The 19,932-nt window shown below is 34.0% G+C and carries 18 protein-coding genes and 1 pseudogene; 15 read left to right on the forward strand and 4 right to left on the reverse strand.

Annotated features, from left to right (window positions below; genetic code table 11):
- Positions 1-146: 146 nt before the first annotated feature.
- Entirely contained in the window at positions 147-599 is a 453-nt protein-coding gene (locus ADJ83_RS14395; RefSeq protein WP_031537590.1) for a GNAT family N-acetyltransferase, read from the reverse strand.
- A 527-nt stretch (positions 600-1,126) separates the two neighbouring features.
- Here ADJ83_RS14395 and ADJ83_RS14400 point away from each other — a divergent pair.
- Positions 1,127-2,881, forward strand: a complete 1,755-nt coding sequence (locus ADJ83_RS14400; protein ID WP_031537591.1) for an ABC transporter transmembrane domain-containing protein — start codon at positions 1,127-1,129, stop codon at positions 2,879-2,881.
- Positions 2,874-4,685, forward strand: coding sequence for an ABC transporter ATP-binding protein (locus ADJ83_RS14405; RefSeq protein ID WP_031537592.1), 1,812 nt, complete (start codon positions 2,874-2,876; stop codon positions 4,683-4,685). The genes ADJ83_RS14400 and ADJ83_RS14405 overlap by 8 nt, the downstream gene beginning before the upstream one ends.
- 76 nt (positions 4,686-4,761) lie before the next feature.
- On the opposite strand, the gene ADJ83_RS14410 is transcribed toward ADJ83_RS14405, so the two are convergent.
- Positions 4,762-4,962, reverse strand: a complete 201-nt coding sequence (locus ADJ83_RS14410; protein ID WP_031537593.1) for an aspartyl-phosphate phosphatase Spo0E family protein — start codon at positions 4,960-4,962, stop codon at positions 4,762-4,764.
- 252 nt (positions 4,963-5,214) lie between these two features.
- Here ADJ83_RS14410 and ADJ83_RS14415 point away from each other — a divergent pair, with 252 nt between their 5' ends.
- The 5 genes and pseudogenes from ADJ83_RS14415 (at position 5,215) to ADJ83_RS14430 (ending at position 9,028) form a co-directional block, all read left to right on the forward strand.
- On the forward strand, positions 5,215-5,919 hold the full coding sequence (locus ADJ83_RS14415) for a cytochrome c biogenesis CcdA family protein (RefSeq protein ID WP_031537594.1): 705 nt from the start codon (positions 5,215-5,217) through the stop codon (positions 5,917-5,919).
- Positions 5,920-6,132: 213 nt separating this feature from the next.
- Positions 6,133-6,492 (forward strand): response regulator, encoded by a 360-nt coding sequence (locus ADJ83_RS14420; protein WP_031537595.1) that lies wholly within the window; start codon positions 6,133-6,135, stop codon positions 6,490-6,492.
- Between the two features lie 156 nt (positions 6,493-6,648).
- The gene (locus tag ADJ83_RS14425) at positions 6,649-7,122 is read left to right on the forward strand and encodes a CcdC family protein (protein WP_031537596.1); all 474 of its coding nucleotides are present in this window, start codon (positions 6,649-6,651) and stop codon (positions 7,120-7,122) included.
- A gap of 379 nt (positions 7,123-7,501) precedes the next feature.
- Positions 7,502-7,831 (forward strand): annotated as a pseudogene (locus ADJ83_RS26890) (CHASE3 domain-containing protein); the annotation flags it as partial.
- A gap of 81 nt (positions 7,832-7,912) precedes the next feature.
- Positions 7,913-9,028: a methyl-accepting chemotaxis protein gene (locus ADJ83_RS14430; protein ID WP_414630343.1), complete on the forward strand. Its 1,116-nt coding sequence runs from the start codon at positions 7,913-7,915 to the stop codon at positions 9,026-9,028.
- 109 nt (positions 9,029-9,137) lie between these two features.
- On the opposite strand, the gene ADJ83_RS14435 is transcribed toward ADJ83_RS14430, so the two are convergent.
- A complete protein-coding gene (locus tag ADJ83_RS14435; protein WP_031537598.1) occupies positions 9,138-9,398 on the reverse strand; it encodes a phage holin family protein in 261 nt (86 codons plus the stop codon).
- A 171-nt stretch (positions 9,399-9,569) separates the two neighbouring features.
- On the opposite strand from ADJ83_RS14435, the gene ADJ83_RS14440 reads away from it, so the two are divergent.
- The 7 genes from ADJ83_RS14440 (at position 9,570) to ADJ83_RS14470 (ending at position 16,160) form a co-directional block, all read left to right on the forward strand.
- Positions 9,570-9,791, forward strand: a complete 222-nt coding sequence (locus tag ADJ83_RS14440; protein WP_031537599.1) for a DUF1659 domain-containing protein — start codon at positions 9,570-9,572, stop codon at positions 9,789-9,791.
- Between the two features lie 34 nt (positions 9,792-9,825).
- Positions 9,826-10,041, forward strand: a complete 216-nt coding sequence (locus ADJ83_RS14445) for a DUF2922 domain-containing protein (RefSeq protein WP_031537600.1) — start codon at positions 9,826-9,828, stop codon at positions 10,039-10,041.
- A 98-nt stretch (positions 10,042-10,139) separates the two neighbouring features.
- Entirely contained in the window at positions 10,140-10,277 is a 138-nt protein-coding gene (locus ADJ83_RS14450; protein WP_031537601.1) for a YvrJ family protein, read from the forward strand.
- Positions 10,278-10,503: 226 nt separating this feature from the next.
- Positions 10,504-10,704: a cold-shock protein gene (locus tag ADJ83_RS14455; protein ID WP_031537602.1), complete on the forward strand. Its 201-nt coding sequence runs from the start codon at positions 10,504-10,506 to the stop codon at positions 10,702-10,704.
- Positions 10,705-11,154: 450 nt separating this feature from the next.
- Positions 11,155-12,300: an exonuclease SbcCD subunit D gene (locus ADJ83_RS14460; RefSeq protein WP_031537604.1), complete on the forward strand. Its 1,146-nt coding sequence runs from the start codon at positions 11,155-11,157 to the stop codon at positions 12,298-12,300.
- Entirely contained in the window at positions 12,297-15,437 is a 3,141-nt protein-coding gene (locus ADJ83_RS14465) for an AAA family ATPase (protein ID WP_031537606.1), read from the forward strand. The genes ADJ83_RS14460 and ADJ83_RS14465 overlap by 4 nt, the downstream gene beginning before the upstream one ends.
- A gap of 177 nt (positions 15,438-15,614) precedes the next feature.
- Positions 15,615-16,160, forward strand: a complete 546-nt coding sequence (locus ADJ83_RS14470) for a M15 family metallopeptidase (RefSeq protein WP_031537607.1) — start codon at positions 15,615-15,617, stop codon at positions 16,158-16,160.
- Positions 16,161-16,206: 46 nt separating this feature from the next.
- On the opposite strand, the gene ADJ83_RS14475 is transcribed toward ADJ83_RS14470, so the two are convergent.
- Positions 16,207-17,253: a M42 family metallopeptidase gene (locus ADJ83_RS14475; protein WP_031537609.1), complete on the reverse strand. Its 1,047-nt coding sequence runs from the start codon at positions 17,251-17,253 to the stop codon at positions 16,207-16,209.
- 512 nt (positions 17,254-17,765) lie between these two features.
- Here ADJ83_RS14475 and ADJ83_RS14480 point away from each other — a divergent pair.
- On the forward strand, positions 17,766-19,697 hold the full coding sequence (locus ADJ83_RS14480) for an LTA synthase family protein (RefSeq protein ID WP_031537610.1): 1,932 nt from the start codon (positions 17,766-17,768) through the stop codon (positions 19,695-19,697).
- The last annotated feature ends 235 nt before the right edge of the window (positions 19,698-19,932 follow it).

The raw sequence follows: 19,932 nt of genomic DNA on the forward strand, positions 1-19,932 counted from the left end.
CACTTCATTTTTAAACCTTTTTCTAAAATATAAATACGAACGATTATGTAAACTAACCGCATAATCGTTCGTATTTATTGTTAGCTGCAATGTTTATGTCCCAACCTTAGTTGCAGTAGGGATAGATGTCCATTCTGATAGAAGCTTTATTTTATATTTTTAACAACAGCCATTTCTTTCCCAAATCTATCTCCATTATCAATAAACCCCAAACTGGAATACAAAGAATGGGCTGCTTTATTTTCGGGATGATAGCCAACCACAATTTTTTTGAGATCAGGTATTTTTCTCATTTCCGCTACCATTAATAAAGTGGCTGCTTTTCCTATCCCTTGTCCTTGGAAATCTTTATCAATCATGATTCTATATATCCAATGTCCACCAAGTTCTTCGATTGAAGAATTGAACATTAAAAAACCTACTACATTCTCTTCATAATAGATAGCAAACGGATTCAAAGTTGGTGCAAATTTAGATTGAGCGATAGATATAGCATTTGGTTCCATAAATTTTGCTTGTTCCTCTGATAAGTTTAATCCACAGCATGTATACCAATTATCAGCATTCAGTTCTACAATTTTTACTTTGGTAGTATTCATCATTTTTTCCCCTTTTCAAATTTGGGGAATCCTAAATAGTTTTGTTAATTAGGCATATTCCCCTTGGAATCGATATGATTAAATTGCTTGTTTGTCATAATGAACGCCTCCTTTAACAAATTTGATTTCTAAATAAACAACCTTTTTATTATAACATATATACAGAAAATTAATTTAATTAAATTTTTTTAAACCATATTACAAAAGATGAGTTATTCGAACATTTATTCCTTTTTGTATTGACAGCTAACAATGGCGATATTAAACTAAATTTATATACGAACACATATTCGATTAGGGGGAGAGACGGGAAATAGACAAAACATTATCGAGAAATATAAAGCAACATACACACTAGATAAAAAGACGATTAATAAAGTAATATCATCCTAAAAGAACTAATATTTTTACTCCATTAAATATTTTGAAAATATAATAAAATTTCTTTCCAGTTCCTAAATATTTTGCTAAACTAATGAAGGGTATTTTTACATAATTAGTTTCCAACAGACAAGAGGTGTATAAGTTTGAAAGTTTTTTTCGATTTAAAATGGTATTTTATGCAGGAGAAGAAGGCATATGTTGGAGGAGTTTTCCTGTTGATTTTAGTTGCAGTTCTGCAGCTTATTCCTCCAAGAGTAGTTGGTATTGTAGTTGACCATATTCAAGGAAGGACGTTGAATTGGTCCATTTTATTACAGTGGTTAGGAATTCTAGTTGCATCAGCTATAGCCATGTATGTGCTACGTTATTATTGGCGAGTGATGATATTTGGATCAGCTGTCAAGCTTGGAAAATTATTGAGGAATCAATTATATAGTCATTTTACAAAGATGTCCCAGTCCTTTTATCAGCGAAATCGCACGGGGGATTTAATGGCACATGCAACAAATGATGTTCAAGCTATCCAGCAAACAGCTGGGCAGGGAGTGCTTACACTAGTTGATTCATTAGCAACAGGCGGATTTGTTATTATAGCAATGGCTACAACCATAAGCTGGAAACTTACGCTTATTTGTTTATTACCCATGCCTTTAATGGCAATATTGACTAGCTATTATGGCTCATTAATACATAAATATTTTCATCAAGCACAGGCTGCTTTTTCTTCTTTAAATGATAAGACACAAGAAAGTATTTCGGGAATAAAGGTATTAAAAACATTTGGGCAAGAAAAAGAAGATATAGAAGATTTTCGTAAGTCCTCTCTTGATGTTGTAGATAAGAATATTAAGGTGGCTCGTGTGGATGCGTTATATGATCCGACCATCTCTATTATTGTAAGTATCTCTTTCTTTTTAGCGATTGTTTTTGGCTCTCGTTATGTTATTAATGGTGAACTCAGTTTAGGACAGCTTGTTTCCTTTACTACCTATCTGGGACTACTGATTTGGCCAATGCTTGCATTTGGATGGCTCTTTAATATTATGGAAAGAGGGAGAGCGTCTTACGACCGAGTTACTGCGTTGCTTGAAACCAGAGTTGATATTATCAATAATCCAGCAGCTATCAAGACTCCTCCAGCAGGAGACATTATGTACGATTTGAAAAAATTTTCCTATAACAAGAAAGTAGACGTTCTACAAAACATCCAATATCATTTAAAACGAGGGCAGACACTTGGAATAGTAGGGAAAACTGGGGCTGGGAAAACAACACTCTTAAAATTGTTATTTAGAGAATATGATCATTACGATGGAAAGATAATGATTAACGGGACAGAAATAAAACAAATAGATATAGATGCATTAAGAGTTTCGATTGGGTATGTACCACAGGAGCATTTTCTCTTTTCCGCTAGTGTAAGAGAAAATATTGCTTTTACAAATCCGAATGCTTCTGAGAAAGAAATCCATGAGGCTGCAAGGTTGGCAAATATTCATGAGGATATCCTTATGTTTACAGATGGCTACGACACAGTTGTCGGAGAAAGAGGAGTTTCCTTATCTGGTGGTCAAAAACAACGGATTTCTATTGCAAGAGCACTTCTGATGAATCCAGAAATTCTTATTTTAGATGATTCCCTTTCAGCGGTGGATGCAAAAACCGAGGAAACCATTTTAACAGCCCTGAAGGAAAATAGGGAAGGGAAAACAACGATCATTACTTCACATCGATTAAGTGCAATTGAGCATGCAGACCTTATCATTGTATTAGATGAGGGGCAAATTATTCAAAGTGGGGACCATCAAAAGCTTGTGAAAGAAAATGGTTGGTATAAAGAGATGTACCATCGCCAAGCTTTAGAAGTAATGGTCAGCATGGGGGATACAAATGGATAAGACAATTAAATTGACGAGTGAACAACAGCGAAAAGTATTGTTTCGTTTATTGCGTTATATTAAACCACACAAGAAAGCGGTAATGATTGCTTTCGCTCTTCTAATTTTATCAACATTGGGAGAACTTGCAGGACCGTACTTAATTAAAGTATTTATTGATGATTATTTAACACCACGAAATTTAGAATTACAGCCATTAGCGGTATTGGGCATAACCTATATTCTTATTCAAATAATGAATGTCGTAATTATGTATTTTCAATTGTTTAAGTTTCAAGAAATAGCGTTATACATTATCCAGCAGCTTCGAGTTGATGTATTTTCAAAAATTCATACACTAGGACTACGCTTTTTTGACAAAATTCCCGCTGGAAGTATTGTTTCGCGAGTCACGAATGATACAGAGGCAATTAAAGATATGTTTGTTAGCGTTCTTGCGACTTTTATTCAAAGTGGATTTATGATATTTGGCATCGTAATCGCGATGTTTGTGTTAAATGTAAAGCTCGGTGCCATTTGTTTAATTTTACTGCCGATTCTTGGATTTATTATTTATACGTATCGAAAGTATAGTGCTAGCTTTTATCAGGATATTAGAGAACGATTAAGCCAGTTAAATGCGAAACTTAGCGAATCTTTACAGGGAATGAATATTATTCAAGTATTCAGACAAGAAAAAAGATTAAATGCGGAGTTTGATGATATTAATACAAAGCACTATAAAGCAGGAATGAAGAATATAAAGCTTGAAGGTTTATTGCTTAGACCAGCAATAGATCTAGTCTATGTCTTAGGTCTAATTCTTGTGTTAAGTTATTTTGGAATATCTTCTTTTACGAATCCAATTGAAATCGGTGTATTATACGCGTTTGTTAGCTATTTAGACCGTTTTTTCGAACCTGTAAATAATATGATGATGCGTTTATCGCTATACCAACAAGCAATTGTATCTGCGTTTCGCGTATTTACTATTTTGGATGAGGAAGATTTAGAGCCAACTCTTGTGCCCGATAGCAAGAATAAAATTGAAAATGGAGTTATTGAATTCAAAAATGTTACATTTTCCTATGATGGCAAACAAGATGTATTGAAAAATATTTCCTTTACTGCTCGCGAAGGAGAAACTGTTGCATTAGTAGGGCATACCGGAAGTGGAAAAAGCTCGATTGTTAATCTACTTATGCGGTTTTATGATTTTGGAAAAGGGGATATTCTTATTGACGGCAAATCGTTAAAGACCTTCAGCAAGCATGAACTCCGCGAGAAAATGGGCTTGGTACTACAAGATCCGTTCCTCTTTTATGGGACAGTAAAGGATAATATCCGTCTATATAATAGGGAAGTTCGGGACGAAGAAGTAATCGAAGCGGCAAAATTTGTGCAAGCGAACCAGTTTATAGAAAAGCTAGAGGATCAATATAATCATAAAGTGGTGGAAAGAGGTTCTGCATTTTCTAGCGGACAGCGCCAACTTATTGCGTTTGCGCGCACAATCTTGACCAATCCGAAAGTCTTGATTTTGGATGAAGCAACCGCAAATATTGATACAGAAACAGAAGAGGCAATTCAGTTTGCCTTATCAAAAATGCGTAAAGGTAGAACAACAATTGCAATTGCTCATCGTCTTTCTACTATTCAAGATGCGGACTTAATTCTTGTCCTTCATAAAGGAAATATTGTTGAAAGAGGTAATCATCAGCAATTGCTTCAGCAAAAGGGATTGTATTATAAAATGTATCTTCTTCAAAATGGAGCGGCAGATTCTATTGAAGAAACGGTAGAGCATCAAGTAGAACTTACTTAAAATAGCAAAAAGCCTTTTAAGCGAATAAAAAACCGAAGATTTCCGCAGTATTTGCGGTTAACTTCGGTTTTTTTGCTTAAACATTCCATTGCTCTTTTGATTTTCGAAAGTTAGGAAATTCTTTTTTTAGATTCATTTCATTATATTTATTTAGTAATACATCTAATTCTTGACTGCATATAATGGCTGAGGACGATGAAAAACCATGTTTCATAGCAATTTCAATTAGCTCTGACCGTTTTAATTCAATTTGAGTTAGTAATTGCTTTTTTAGCATGGTATATGGTCCTTTCCGTATATTAATCCTGATAACTCTAATAGTTGTGAAATCGTTAGGAAACATAGTTTGATATTAATTTACTCATACAAGATAGTAGGAAGTATCCCCACTAATGCAAGTTTCTATTTTTTTGAAAATGATTTATTTAATTATATCTATTTTTGGAAGTAAATGCAAAAATATTGAAAAGTACATAAACAGATTGAACAAGCATATAGTTAATATATGGGAGAAGGTGAGAAATAAATAATGGTTGATATAAATTTATTTATAGCTTTGGGTGCAGGTTTTTTAAGTTTTATTTCTCCATGTTGTTTACCATTATATCCAGCATATTTATCCTATATTACTGGAATGTCAATTGGGCAGCTTGAAAAGGGAAGTATCATTAAAAATGCTAGCTTTTGGCATACACTATTATTCCTTTTAGGGTTTTCACTTATTTTTATAACGCTCGGTTTCGGTTCGTCCTTCATAGGGACATACTTTAAGACATATCAAGAAGAAGTTAGAAAGATAGGATCCATTCTTATTATCTTGTTTGGTCTCATGATAATTGGGTTATGGCAGCCTAAGTGGTTGATGAAAGAATATCGTTTTTCCTTTAAAACAAGACCAACAGGGTATCTTGGCTCCTTTTTAATCGGTTTAAGTTTTGCAGCAGGCTGGACTCCATGCAATGGTCCAATTCTAGCAACAGTTTTATCATTAGCAAGCCTTCATCCAGAAACGAGCTTACTATATTTAACAGCCTACATTCTTGGATTTGCTTTTCCGTTTATCTTATTGTCTTATTTTGTCTCACATTTGAACAAGCTAAAAAAGTATAGTCATTATTGGATGAAAATTGGTGGTTATTGTATGATTTTAATGGGTATATTGTTATATATGGATGGAATGAAATGGTTAACACGCGTCATTTCACCAATATTTGGCGATTTTCAAGGCTTTTAATAGTCTTATGTTCCTGTATAATGATAGTTAAAAAGTAGGATAGAAAATTCGTTTAAAATCTCAAAAAGTTAGACACATACATGCCATGGTTTGTCATATATTATGACAAAATAGATTGAAATTATCATAAAGATTCGCTATATTGAAATAAGGGATAGTAAATAAATTTATATTAATAGATTTTTTGTTTTTGGGTGTTGAGGAGGAAGCAAGATGGCTAGAATATTGATTGTGGATGATGCAAAGTTTATGAGAATTACTCTCTCAAATATTTTAACTAAATCAAATCATGAAGTAGTTGGTGAAGGAGAAAACGGGAAAGAAGCAGTAAGATTGTATCGTGAATTAGATCCGGATTTGGTCACAATGGATATTACAATGCCAGAGATGAGCGGATTGGACGCTGTTAAAGAAATAAAACAAGAATTTCCGCAGGCAAAAATAATTATGTGTTCTGCAATGGGGCAACAAAAAATGGTCGTTGAAGCAATTGAAGCAGGTGCAAAGGATTTTATTGTAAAGCCTTTTGATGATACACGTGTACTAGATGCAATAAATAGAGTTTTAAAATAACGATTGTGTAGTATTAAAGGATATGTTTATCGTATCCGTTTTTTTTTGCCGTTAATTAGACACTGTTGTTCTATAAAAAATGGACAGAGGACTAATCTTGATGGTAAGATTAAAAATATTATTATGAGATAAAAGGTAAGTAAAGGGGTTTTTTCTATGGCTTCTGTCATAATTTCAACATGTATCGCAGTGTTTATGGGTGTCTTTTTTATGGTGTTAAGAATGAAAGCGGCTACGAAGCCAGTTTCACCAAAAAAGATTATTCTTCCTCCATTTTTTATGAGTACAGGTGCACTTATGTTTGTTTTTCCTTATTTTCGGATTACTGGACAGGAAATTTTGGAAGCAGCCATTGCGGGAATATTATTCTCATTTCTTTTAATTAAAACAACAAAGTTTGAAATTAAGGATCAGGATATATATTTAATTAATTCGAAAGCATTTGTCTATATTTTATTTGGACTATTAGCCATTAGAATTGTTGCTAAATTTATTTTAAGCAGTTCAATTGATGTGGGACCATTAGGAGGCATGTTCTGGATGCTAGCTTTCTGTATGATAGTACCTTGGCGAATTTCTATGTATTTCAATTACAAGAAGCTGGCAAAAAAATTAAGCACTGTCCATTAAGGTAAATATCGCTAAACTAGCAGGAATTCATGTGTGAATTCCTGCTAGTTTTTTATGTTGGAGTAAATCTGTAACGATGGAAAAAATTTTTTTACTAAAAAACTATCTAGTAAAAAAGTCTTAATTGCTAGTATAATAGAATAATCATCATAGAATAATAGAAAAAGTCATTAATTTCTTAAAAGTCTTAATTGGTTAATATAGAAGGGAGAAGGTTATGAGATTTACAATTACAAAAAAGTTGGGGCTAGGTTTTCTCTTAGTTATTATATGTATTTTATTAATTGCGACTCTCTCTATAACACAAATTGCAAAGGTTGATAAAAACTACACAAATGTGATTGATCAGCAAGTAAATAAGGTAATCATCTTAAAAAACATGAAAATAGACATGTTGCTCCAATCAGATGGTATAAATGGATATTTACTTACAGGAGAAACCTCCTATCTGACAAATTATGATAGTAGTTCGAAAAGACTGGTGAATGATTTTGATACATTAAATAGTATGGAAAACGATGCTACTAGTAAAGACTTATTTGAAAGCATCCAAAAGCTTCAAGCTGATTTTTTAGTTCTAGGTGACAAGGCAGTCCAGGAAAAAATTTTAGAAAATGAAGAAAATTATCTTTCCCTTATTAATCAGTCTAATGACATTCGTACTGAATTTAGTAATCAAACAGATCAGTTAATTAAATATGAAGAAACAAGAATGAGTGAAATAAGAGGCAAAGTAGAAAGTGAAACAAAGATTTATATTTATATAGTCCTTGCAATAAGTGCCTTTGCGATGATTTCAGCAGTCATACTTGCTGTGTGGATTAGTAGAACGATAGCAAGAGGCATGAGAGATTCTTCTCGTATTATCAAAAAGGTTAGTGAAGGGAATCTTACAAAGCAAGAAGTGAAAGGAAAGCGAAATGATGAATTTGGAGAAATGGTCCAATCATTAAGTATAATGAACGATGAATTAGGCTTAATTATCCAGGAGGTAAGAGAGACAGCTAATATCGTTACTGCCAGTAGTACGGAAATGGAAAATAGTGCAAAAGAAACGGCGATTGTGGCGGAACAGGTTTCTAGTATTTCAGAAAAAACGGTAGAACAAGTGGAGAGCCAATTAAACCAATTTCAAATTGCAGTTGAGAATTACAGTCTTATGAATAAAAGCATGGAAGAAATAACCGTACGTAGTTTCAGTATGAAAGAAAAAATGACTGGCTCCATGCAGAAGGCAAAGGACGGTAATCGCTCCATTGATGATGTGGTTCATAAAATGAAGGACATAAGTTATTCTGTTGAAGATTCCTCCCTGACCATCAAAATGCTGGAAGAAAAGTCTGTAGAAATTAAAAAAATTGCTGAATTAATAACGAATGTCGCAGAGCAAACAAATCTATTGGCATTAAATGCAGCCATCGAAGCTGCAAGAGCAGGAGAACATGGTAAAGGATTTTCTGTTGTGGCAGACGAGGTTAGAAAACTTGCTGAAGAGAGCAGTAATTCTGCCCATTTAATTCAACATGTAACGGATACGATTCAAAAGGAAATAAGCCTGGCAGTTGATGGCATGAATAATACTAACTCGATTGTAAGTAAAGGTCTCTTAGAAACGGAAAAAACAAGTATCGCCTTTAAAGAAATTTTTCAATCTGTTTCCGATGTATCAGAAAATGTACAAGAAGTAACGAATGAAATAGAAGAGCTATCAAAAAATAGCAATGAAATGAAGCGGATTATGGAAAGTGTTTATAAAATTTCGGCAGAAAGTATTTCCTTTACACAAGAAACGTCTGCAGCAACAGAGGAGCAGTTAGCATCTATGACCGAGATGACAGATTCAGCTAAAAGGTTATCGGAAATTGCATCAAGGCTTCAAAAAACTGTGTCCCATTTTACATTATAATTAGCTATAAATAGAAAGAGTCGATCTTTTTGTATAAACAAAAGGAAGATCGGCTCTTTTTTAGCAAAAACATGTAATCATCCCTTTACCATGTATCTATAGAATAGAACTATTTCGTTCTATCCTTAACTGTCTGTTTGACAAGCTGGTGTCCGAATACAGATACTCCTGCAGCTATAATGCCGTTAGTAACTGCTTCAAAGCTAAATCCATATGCAAAAGTGGCTAATACAATAGATGCTAGGAGAAGAATCCAAATGATAGACCAATCAGGTATTATTGGCGTTTGCTTAAGAGCATAGCCGATGATCCATAGAACCGGTACTAATATATAATAATGGTCAAGTAAAAAAGATTGTAACCATTCCACAGTATTTTCCCTCCTTTTATTCTATATTACTAGCATATGTACTAAGGAAGAAAAATGATTGTTACATAACCTATGACAGAAAACACTCTAAGAAAAAATCATCTTATTTATTCATACACTGTCCTTTTTCTTTCCTTTCCTCTATTTAGGGAGTGAAAGGAGGTGATGGAGATGGCAGAAGCAATTTGGAATGAATCAAGTATTAAGCTAACGTTTCAAAATGGTATGAAGGAAAACGGGGATCCTAATTATGTAACAAAGACGTTTAGGAATGTTAAGCAAACGGCATCCCCTGAACAGCTAGCTGAGATCGCAGCAAGTTTATCATCGCTAGTTACTTATACTTTATTTTCTATTGAAAGAAATGATGTCTCAGAAATTATTCAGCCGTAGTAACACCTAAATAGGAATGAAAGGAGAATCTTAAATGGCGAAATCATTAGAGTTAACTTTTGAAACGAGTAATGGGAAGTCAACAAAAATTTCCCTTGAAAGTCCTGTTGAACCAGTAGATGCGGAACAAGTATCAACAGTCATGCAAAGTATTATTTCAGCTAATGCATTAAGCAGTGCGAACGGAGAATTAATTGCAGTGAAAGGAATACGCCTTGTTGAAAGAAATGTAACTGATTATGAGATTTAACGATTAGTAACGGTTTTTGAACAAATTGCTTAAGGGCTAATGGTTTCCATGCCAGTAGCCCTAAGGTAATAAAGAGATACTATGAGGAGGAACTTATAATGGAAGACTTGATTTCATTTATAAGCCAAGTTGGATTTCCAATTGTAATCAGTTTCTATTTGCTGAATAGAATTGAAACGAAACTGGATATTATGATCAAATCAATTCAAAGTTTACCCGAATTAATAAAAGGATAGAATGAAAGAGCTTCTCTATTAATTATAATTGTTTGAAAAATGAAAGGGTTTTCTATTGACAATAATAGTTAAAAATGTTAAATTTACATTAACCGTTATTAACGTATTTAGTATGTTATTTATTGATCGAACTTATATTTTAAGAGATTAATAGTTTAATGCTTATGCGATGAAAATGGTAATTAAAAGATGAAGCTAGCAAAGCTTTTTAGGAGGATTTTTTCACATGAAAAACGGTAAAGTTAAATGGTTTAATGCAGAAAAAGGATTTGGTTTTATTGAAGCAGAAGACGGAAATGATGTATTCGTTCACTATTCAGCGATTCAAGTGGAAGGTTTTAAATCTTTAGAAGAAGGCCAAGACGTTTCATTTGAAGTAGTAGAAGGTGCTCGTGGACCTCAAGCTGCTAACGTTACTAAAATATAATAATAGCATTCCTCATATAAAAAAGGTCAGATCTCTTAAAAGGTCTGACCTTTTTCTATACCATATCCCTCATTATATATAACCAGCTCTATTAGATTTATGTAAATAGAAATAATTGGTTTACTTTTTCTCTCATTCCTTCTCTTACAAAATGTTTGCTATAATGATAGAATATATGCTTTTATCTCCATGTAAATGCATTATGACTTTACTGCATGGAATAAATTGAAGTAAATAATAAGCGTAAATGCAGCTTATAAATAGTTGCATTTTCATAGGGTTACAAAAATTATTAGTAATAAGAAGCACTCTGCATATACGTACAATCTGATGAGATTAGAATGTAGCGCCCGATTGTAAACGAAGTGTATACAGGGTGCAGATATAGCAACAAACTTTACGAAAACAGCCAAAAATGCTTTTTCATAAAAAATTTTAGAGGTGAAAATAGTGAAATTTATTCATACTGCCGATTGGCATTTGGGGAAATTAGTTCATGGATTATACATGACAGAAGATCAACGCTTTATGCTGAAACAATTTATGGAGCTGGTAGAGAAAGAAAAGCCAGATGCTGTCATTATTGCAGGCGACTTATATGATCGCTCCATTCCGCCTACAGATGCCGTTAATTTACTGGATGAGGTTTTATATTTTATTAATGTTGAGCTAAATACACCAATACTTGCTATATCTGGAAACCATGATAGTGCAGAAAGATTATCTTTCGGAAGTTCTTGGTACCAGAAAAATCAATTTTATTTAAATGGAAAAATCGAAAATAGCTTTTCACCGGTGTCTTTAGCTGGGGTTAATTTCTACTTAGTACCATATTGCGAGCCAGTAGTAGTCAGAAAAATGCTAGAGGATGATTCGATTCTAAATCATCATGACGCAATGAAAGCCATTATTGGTAAAATGGAAAATAATTTGCAGATTAATGAACCAAATGTGTTGATTGGACATAGCTTTGTACTGGGGGGGAAAACATCTGATTCGGAGCGGATTTTATCTGTCGGTGGATCAGGCTGTGTCGGAGCTGAATTGTTTGCCCCCTTTGCTTATAGTGCTTTAGGTCATTTGCATAGCCCGGAGGCTATTAATCATCAAACGGTTAAATATTCAGGCTCCTTAATGAAATATTCATTTTCCGAAGCGAAGCAAAAGAAATCTGTGTCCATTATTGAAATGGATGAAAAAGGGAATTTTACGCAAAAATATCATGCGCTAACACCGGAGAAAGATATGAGAGAGCTAGAAGGTCATATAGAAGAACTGCTAGATATAAATTTTTATCAGCAACAAAAAGTAGATGATTATTTGAAAATAACTTTGCTTGATGAAGGAGCGATACTTGATCCAATCCAAAAGCTAAGACAAGTCTACCCAAATGTTCTGCACTTAGAAAGAAAAATAGAAAACAAAGATCGAAAAGATAAGTCTGTTTTGCAAGTGCAAAAGGAAATACAGCAAAATGAACTGGAATTATTTGCATCTTTTTACGAAGAAATGACTACTGCAACCTTTTCAGAAGAGAAAAAGGATTGGATGGCGAGTGTTATTAATCAAGTTCTAAGAGAGGAGGGACGAAAATGAGACCATTAAAACTAACCATGCAGGCATTTGGTCCATATGCTCACAAAGAGGTTATTGATTTTACTGTTTTAGGCAATCGTACAATGTTTGTCATCTCTGGAAAAACAGGATCAGGTAAAACTACTATTTTTGATGGGATTAGCTATGCTATTTACGGCAAAGCCAGCGGGGAAGATCGCAATGGGCAAGAATTAAGAAGTCAATTTGCCGATGATTTCTTATTAACAGAAGTCAGTTTTGAATTTAAATTAAAGGAAAAACGTTATCTCATCACTCGATCTCCTCAGCAAGAGAAGAAAAAAGAAAGAGGAGATGGATTTACGACAATTGGTGCGAAAGCTGAACTCTTTACATTCGATGAAGAAGGAAAGGAATTGCTTGTTGCTTCCTCTGTTCGTGATGTAGATGAAAAAGTGAAGGAAATTATGCAAATTGATAGCAATCAATTTCGCCAAATACTGATGATTCCACAAGGGGAATTTCGCAAATTACTTACATCAGACAGTAAAGAAAAAGAGAATATCTTGCAACGTTTATTCCATACAGAAATGTATAAGCGTATTGAAGATAAACTAAAGGAGCAGGCACAAGGACTAAAAAAGGAAGTTGAGCAAAAGGTAATATTACGTACAAATTCACTATCTAAAATAGCTGCAGTATTTAATAAAGATTTAATTGCACAAATGGCACAAGATAGTGAGAACGATGTCGCCATTCTCCCGCTATTAGAGCGAGAAATAGAGTCGATGGAAAAAGAGGTAGGAAGATTACAAACGAAGGTCGACGAGAAAAATAAAGAACGAGATGTCATTAAACAGCATTTATTTGAAGCAGAATCGATAATTAAGCAAATGAAGTTAAAAGAAGATCTTTCCACACGTTTAAAGGAATTGGAAAGTCAGAAAACGGAATATACAGAAATAGAAAAGAAAATCGATTTAGCCCAAAAAGCTGCCGTCCTTGCACAGCAAGAGGAAATTTGTCATCACTTAAAAAGACAAATTGATGATAGAAAAGAAGAAGAAAAGGCAATTCGAACATCTATAGAAGCGCTTAAAGCACAACTAATGGAAGCAGATCAACTATATAAGGAAGAGATAACGAAAGAAGAAGAGCGTAAACAATTAGCTAATTACCTTGTTGAATTGAAAAATATGGAAAAGGATGTTCTGCAGTATGCGGAAGTAGAAGGAAAGCTCCATCAATTAACAAAAGCGATGAAAAGCCATGCTTCTAAACAAGAAATCCTTCAAAAACAACGAAAAGAAAAAGAGATTACTATTCAAAAGTATAAAGAGCGGATAAAACAGCTAGACGGTATGAAGGAATTACTTCTAGATAATAAAGATAAAATTCGGAATCTGCAAACTATATTAGAAAGAATAAATGAATATATGGAAGTAGAACATACTAGCATGAAACGAAAGTCTGATGCCAATTCAAAAAAACAATTGCTAGATCAAGTATTAAATAGATATGATGATGCAAAAGCATTAGTAGAAGAACTTGAAAATAAGTGGATTGCCAACCAATCGCTTATTTTAGCAGCAAGTTTAAAAGTGGATGAAGCATGTCCGGTTTGTGGAAGTGTACATCATCCAAGTCCAGCAACAAATCATCTTCATACCGAAGATTTCTCTGAGGAGGATCGAAAAAGTGCAAAAAAGGATCTTGAAAGCATAGAAAAAGAAAAAACAAAAGCAGAAACTGCTTGGCTTGAGGCCAATACACAATGGAAATGGTATACAGAAGATGCAAAGAATAAGCTAAAAAAGGTTGTCGATGTCTATCCTTTATTTAGTGATGGGGATAGCGAGATAACAGCAAATACAATTAAAAATCAATTGCAGGAATTGAGTCTTGAGCAAAAGAAATTAGAGGCGCAAACAATAGAGATGGAAAAAATGAAGTTGTCTCTATCTGATGTTGAAGTGCAATTTCAAGAAGTGCAAGCACTACTTGAACAAACAACAGAAGTAATAAGAGAAACAACTATTGAATATACGGAACAAAATACAACCTTAAAAAAAATGCAGGATACGATTCCGGCCGACTTGAGAGAATTACCCAAATATAAAAAAGTATCGCAAGAAAGTATGCTGCGGTTAGAAAAATTGGAAGCTCAATTTGCTTTAGCTCAAGAAAAGTTGCAGAATACGAAAGAAAAATCACAAAAGGAGTTAGTTCGTTTAGAAAGCCTAGAAAAACAAATTAGGCAGCTATCCGAAAGCTTACAGACAGAAAGGGATATATTCTTAGAAAAAATGGCAAAGCAAGGGTTTCCAACCTATCGATCCTATGCAGAAAGTAAATTGCAGGAACAAGAAGTAGAAAAGCTAAAAGCAGCGGTTCAAGCATATCGAGAAGAGTGTCGTTCTGCTTCTGATCGCTTAAAGGATTTAGAAGTTGCACTTAAAGATATTGCGGTTCCAAATATAGAAGAGCTCGAAACGAAGCTAACAAGAATAGTGGAAGAAGAAAATAGATTCCAGCAAGAGCATACAAATATGATAATAAAACAAAAAGATAATAAAGAAATCCAAGCACAAGTACTTGAAATAAACCGGAAAGTAAAAGAATTAGAAAATCAATTTAATCTTGTTGGGCATTTATATGATATTTCAAGAGGTCAAAATGCACAAAGAATTACATTTGAGCGCTATGTTCTTGCATCCTTTTTAGATGAAATATTACTTCAAGCGAACAGTAGACTTAAAAAAATGACTAGTGGGCGATATCAGCTTGTCCGAAAGAGTGATCGATCAAAGGGAAATGTGCAAAGTGGATTAGAATTACTCGTATTTGATCAATATACTGGACAAGAAAGGCATGTTAAAACATTATCAGGAGGAGAAAGTTTTAAGGCAGCATTATCCTTAGCATTAGGTTTAAGTGATGTCGTACAAAATTTTGCTGGTGGAATCTCACTGGAAACGATGTTCATTGATGAGGGCTTTGGAACGCTAGATCCAGAGTCGCTAGATCAAGCAATTGAAACACTGATGGATATCCAAAACGCAGGACGATTAGTCGGGGTCATTTCCCACGTTCCTGAATTAAAGGATCGAATGGAAGTTAGATTAGAGGTTATTGCTGGACAGACTGGAAGCACTACTCGCTTTGAATATTTACATTAAAATATGGTAGAGACGGGATGGATAAGTCAGTGGCTGTATTGGCATGTCAAATCTAGAAAAGGGGAATCCTTCTGTCCATGATCTGGCATCTATTTCATGTCCCCAAAAAATTAACTATCCGTCCAAAATCATCGGCTTAATGAATGAAAACAACATCAGAAGTATGGGAGCGTAATTTTGCGAAAAAAAAGAAAGAAGCATGGCAGAAGCATTTTTATATTATTAATTTTTATCTTTATTCTTCTAATATATTGGAAATTAAATGTGCCTGAAAGAGACTATAGTGATGTGCCAATGCCTACTGAATTGAATCCTATTGTAAAGGAAAAGAAAGATATCCTTGTTCAAAAGGCAGGTGATATTGGAATTCGGACTGTCATTACAGAGGACTTTAGAAGTATAGAAGAGCAAGATCGTTTATATGAGCAAGGAAGAACGACAGATGGTTCAATTGTAACCAATGCAAAGGGCGGGGAGTCTTATCATAATTATGGACTAGCAATAGACTTCGCTCTTTTAGATATTAACGGTGTAGTCATCTGGGATATGGACTATGATGGGAATGGAAATGGCAAAAGTGATTGGATGGAAGTGGTGGAAATAGCAAAAGAATTAGGTTTTCAGTGGGGAGGAGACTGGGCTAATTTTAAGGATTATCCCCATTTTCAAATGGATTTTGGATTAACAATGAAAGATTTGCAAAAGGGCAAAAGACCAGAATAACAAAAAGAGGATGACATGATAATGTCATCCTCTTTTTGTTAACAATTTAGACTAATTCACTAAGTAAATAATGATAAATTAATTTTCCTGTTGCTTCAACAGAAGAAAAATGTGTACGTTCATAGGCATGTGAGGAATCAATTCCTGGCCCAATCAACGCATGTTTGATATCGTGACCAGATCGAATGGCAGCAGAAGCATCAGATCCATAATATGGATAAATATCTAGTTGGTATGGTACTTCATGCTTGTCTGCTAATTGAATAAGATGCTTTCTTAAAGCATAATGATAAGGTCCGCTTGAATCCTTCACACAAATGGATACAGTGTACTCGTCTGTTGATTGACCATCTCCCATTGCTCCCATGTCAACAGCCATATATTCAACAGTTTCTACAGGAATATTGGAATTTCCGCCATAGCCAATTTCCTCGTTATTCGAAAGAAGAAAGTTTGTTGTATACGGTAATTCAATGTTATTTTCTTTCAATTTTTTTATTAATAGTAAAAGAATCGCTGCACTCGCTTTATCATCTAAATGTCTTGATTTAATAAAGCCAGAAGGAGTAACCTCTACACGTGGGTAAAAAGATACAAAGTCACCCACAGCAATGCCAAGGTTATTCACTTCTTCTTGATTCTTAACCATTTCGTCAATGCGAACTTCCATATTGGCTTGATTACGCTCAAGCGTTCTGGCTTCTTTATATACATGGACAGATGCTTGATGAAGAAGGATTGTTCCTGTATATGTCATACCAGAAGAAGTTTCGATTATACAATTTTCTCCTTCAATGCTATTGTATGTGAAACCGCCAATTAAATCTAAGCGCAGTCTGCCATTCGGTTTGATTTCCTTTACCATCGCCCCAAGTGTATCAACATGTGCAGTAAGCATGCGCTGTTTGTCTGTAATTTTTCCAGGAAGTGTCGCAATCAATCCTCCTTTATTATTTTGATAAGTAGAAATATTGGCCTCTTTTAAATATTTCTCTATAAATTGAATAATTGTTTCTGTATTCCCTGATGGACTAGTGACATTAAGCAATTGCTCTAATAGAGCTAAATATTCTTTTTGATCAATATGTATCAAATGAAATTCCTCCTTTTACTATCTACACCATTATACTATTAAATAAATGAATATTAAATATGCTTGTTCGCTGTTTATCATACTTATGATTGGGGAAGAAAGAGAGGGCTGTGAGTATTTACCATTTTCATTTTAGAAAATATCTGCTATTATTCATTCTTGTCGAAAAAACACAAATTCTGTTCTTTTAGCCCTATTTTTCGTATAAATATAGATATTGCTGGAAATATTCATTAATTTAATGTAAGATGTGATTAATTTGAAATCTACTTTAAGTAAATTTCTATTAATAGGAAGTAAAAGGAATAACCATTTTGAAAATGATATGTTATAATGGATAACGGCATTTTCATTAGCTGCTACTTCTTAACTAGGATGAACAAAAGGAAGGGCAGTAACATATGTAGATAAGGTAGCACTAATTAAGGGAAAATAAACAAATTACTTTAGAAATTGTAAATTTTGAATTGAGGTGAACGGGATTGAAAGGTACAGCAGAATTATTTCGTAAAATGTTATCTAAACATTCTTCTTTCTTTTTAATCGCCATATTTTTATTTTGGATGAAAACGTATATTGGATATAAGGTAGAGTTCAGCATTGGTGTACAAGGACCTATGCAGGAATTTCTATTATTTATTAATCCATTAAGCTCTGCACTTCTCTTTATCGGACTTGCTTTATTTGTTAAAGGGAAAGCACAGCCTGTTTATATTACGATTAATACAGCGTTAATGTCTGCTTTATTGTATGCAAACATTGTGTATTATCGATTCTTTACAGACTTTATAACAGTTCCAGTTGTAATGCAGGTAAAAGTTAATGGTGGACAGTTAAGTGACAGTATTTTATCATTACTTAAACCCTATGATATTCTTTATTTCCTAGATGTTATTATTTTAATCGTCTTACTAGCAACAAAAGCGTATAAACCTACGATACAAAAAAATAGAAGAGCAGCAAAATCTGTTTTTGCACTAGCTATTTTGACATTTGTTATCAATTTAGGATTAGCAGAGGCAGATCGCCCGCAATTATTAAGTCGTTCATTTGATAGAAATTATTTAGTAAAATATTTAGGCGCATACAACTTTACCATTTATGATATCGTGCAAAACGCTAGATCTGAAAGTCAAAGAGCTTTAGCCGATAGCAGTGATATTACTGAAGTGCAAAACTTTATAAGTGCTAATTATGCTGAGCCAAATGATAAATATTTTGGTGCGGCTGAAGGTAAAAACGTTATTTACGTTTCATTGGAATCACTGCAAAGCTTTATTATTAATTATGAATTAAACGGAGAAGAAGTAACGCCGTTTTTAAACTCGTTAATTAAAGATGATAATACTTTCTATTTTGATAACTTTTTCCATCAAACAGGGCAGGGAAAAACCTCTGATGCTGAATTCATGATGGAGAATTCCTTATATGGAATGTCTCAAGGAGCTGTTTTTGTAAATAAAGCACAAAATACCTTACAATCAGCACCCGCCATTCTTAAAGGGGAAGGATATACTTCTGCTGCGTTCCATGGTAACTATAAAACTTTCTGGAATCGTAATGAAATGTATAAAACGATAGGGTACGATTATTTCTTTGATGCTGAGTATTATGATATGTCAGAGGAAAATACGAAAAATTATGGAATGAAGGATATCCCGTTCTTCGAACAAAGTATGCCTTTACTTGAAGGATTAAAGCAGCCTTTTTATACGAAGTTTATTACGTTATCCAACCACCATCCATTCGAAATGGATGAAGGCGATACGGACTTCCCAGCAGGGGACTTTGGTGATAATGCCGTAAACCATTATTTCCAATCAGCTCATTATTTAGATGAATCGATTCGCTTATTCTTTGAAGAATTAAAAGAATCTGGATTATATGATAATACAGTTATTGTTATGTACGGTGACCATTATGGTATTTCTGAAAATCATAATAAAGCAATGGCTCAAGTGCTTGGCGTCGATGAAGTAACACCATTTATGAACACACAGCTACAGCGAGTACCGTTATTTATCCATGTACCAGGTGTAGAAGGAAATGTAGTAAGTGAATTTGGTGGCGAAGTAGATGTTATGCCAACATTAATGCATCTTCTAGGTATTGATACAAAGGATTATTTACAAGTAGGTTCTGATTTACTATCTGAACAGCATCGTGAAACAGTTCCATTTAGAAATGGTGACTTTGTGTCTCCAACCCTAACAAAAATTGGTGATAACTATTATAATGCTGAGGGCGAGTTAGTTGATGCAGAACAAGGTGCTGAACAAGCAGAAGCAGCTGCTGCAGAATTACAAGCATCAGACAACATTGTCATGAAAGATTTATTAAGATTCCATCAGCCGGATGGATTCACGCCAATTAATCGTGATGATTATAATTATATAAAAGGTTCTACAACAACAACTGAAACTGAGGAATCAGTAGAAGAATAATGTGAAATAAAAAAGGCTGGGACATAAGTATTTCAACCAACAACAAACACGGACTAAAATGTAATTATATTACATAAAAGTTCGTGTTTGTTTTTTTAGAAAAAGGTTTAAAAACGAAGTGAAATGAAGCGGAGGACGCTCGACTCCTGCGGGAAATAGAGGAAAGGCTAAGACCCCGCAGCGCATGAGAGGAGGCCACTGAAAAAGTGAATTACCTGGTGAATCGGTAGTTACC

It is taken from the genome of Bacillus sp. 522_BSPC, from assembly GCF_001076885.1.
Taxonomy (GTDB): Bacteria; Bacillota; Bacilli; order Bacillales; family Cytobacillaceae; genus Niallia; species Niallia hominis.

What these genes read in the sequence shown, in the direction of transcription:
- ADJ83_RS14395 (WP_031537590.1), bottom strand. Translation starts at nt 599, where the DNA reads ATGAATACTACCAAAGTAAAAATTGTAGAACTGAATGCTGATAATTGG.
- ADJ83_RS14405 (WP_031537592.1), top strand. Translation starts at nt 2,874, where the DNA reads ATGGATAAGACAATTAAATTGACGAGTGAACAACAGCGAAAAGTATTG.
- ADJ83_RS14410 (WP_031537593.1), bottom strand. Translation starts at nt 4,962, where the DNA reads ATGCTAAAAAAGCAATTACTAACTCAAATTGAATTAAAACGGTCAGAG.
- ADJ83_RS14415 (WP_031537594.1), top strand. Translation starts at nt 5,215, where the DNA reads ATGGTTGATATAAATTTATTTATAGCTTTGGGTGCAGGTTTTTTAAGT.
- ADJ83_RS14420 (WP_031537595.1), top strand. Translation starts at nt 6,133, where the DNA reads ATGGCTAGAATATTGATTGTGGATGATGCAAAGTTTATGAGAATTACT.
- ADJ83_RS14425 (WP_031537596.1), top strand. Translation starts at nt 6,649, where the DNA reads ATGGCTTCTGTCATAATTTCAACATGTATCGCAGTGTTTATGGGTGTC.
- ADJ83_RS14430 (WP_414630343.1), top strand. Translation starts at nt 7,913, where the DNA reads ATGATTTCAGCAGTCATACTTGCTGTGTGGATTAGTAGAACGATAGCA.
- ADJ83_RS14440 (WP_031537599.1), top strand. Translation starts at nt 9,570, where the DNA reads ATGGCAGAAGCAATTTGGAATGAATCAAGTATTAAGCTAACGTTTCAA.
- ADJ83_RS14445 (WP_031537600.1), top strand. Translation starts at nt 9,826, where the DNA reads ATGGCGAAATCATTAGAGTTAACTTTTGAAACGAGTAATGGGAAGTCA.
- ADJ83_RS14450 (WP_031537601.1), top strand. Translation starts at nt 10,140, where the DNA reads ATGGAAGACTTGATTTCATTTATAAGCCAAGTTGGATTTCCAATTGTA.
- ADJ83_RS14455 (WP_031537602.1), top strand. Translation starts at nt 10,504, where the DNA reads ATGAAAAACGGTAAAGTTAAATGGTTTAATGCAGAAAAAGGATTTGGT.
- ADJ83_RS14465 (WP_031537606.1), top strand. Translation starts at nt 12,297, where the DNA reads ATGAGACCATTAAAACTAACCATGCAGGCATTTGGTCCATATGCTCAC.
- ADJ83_RS14480 (WP_031537610.1), top strand. Translation starts at nt 17,766, where the DNA reads ATGTTATCTAAACATTCTTCTTTCTTTTTAATCGCCATATTTTTATTT.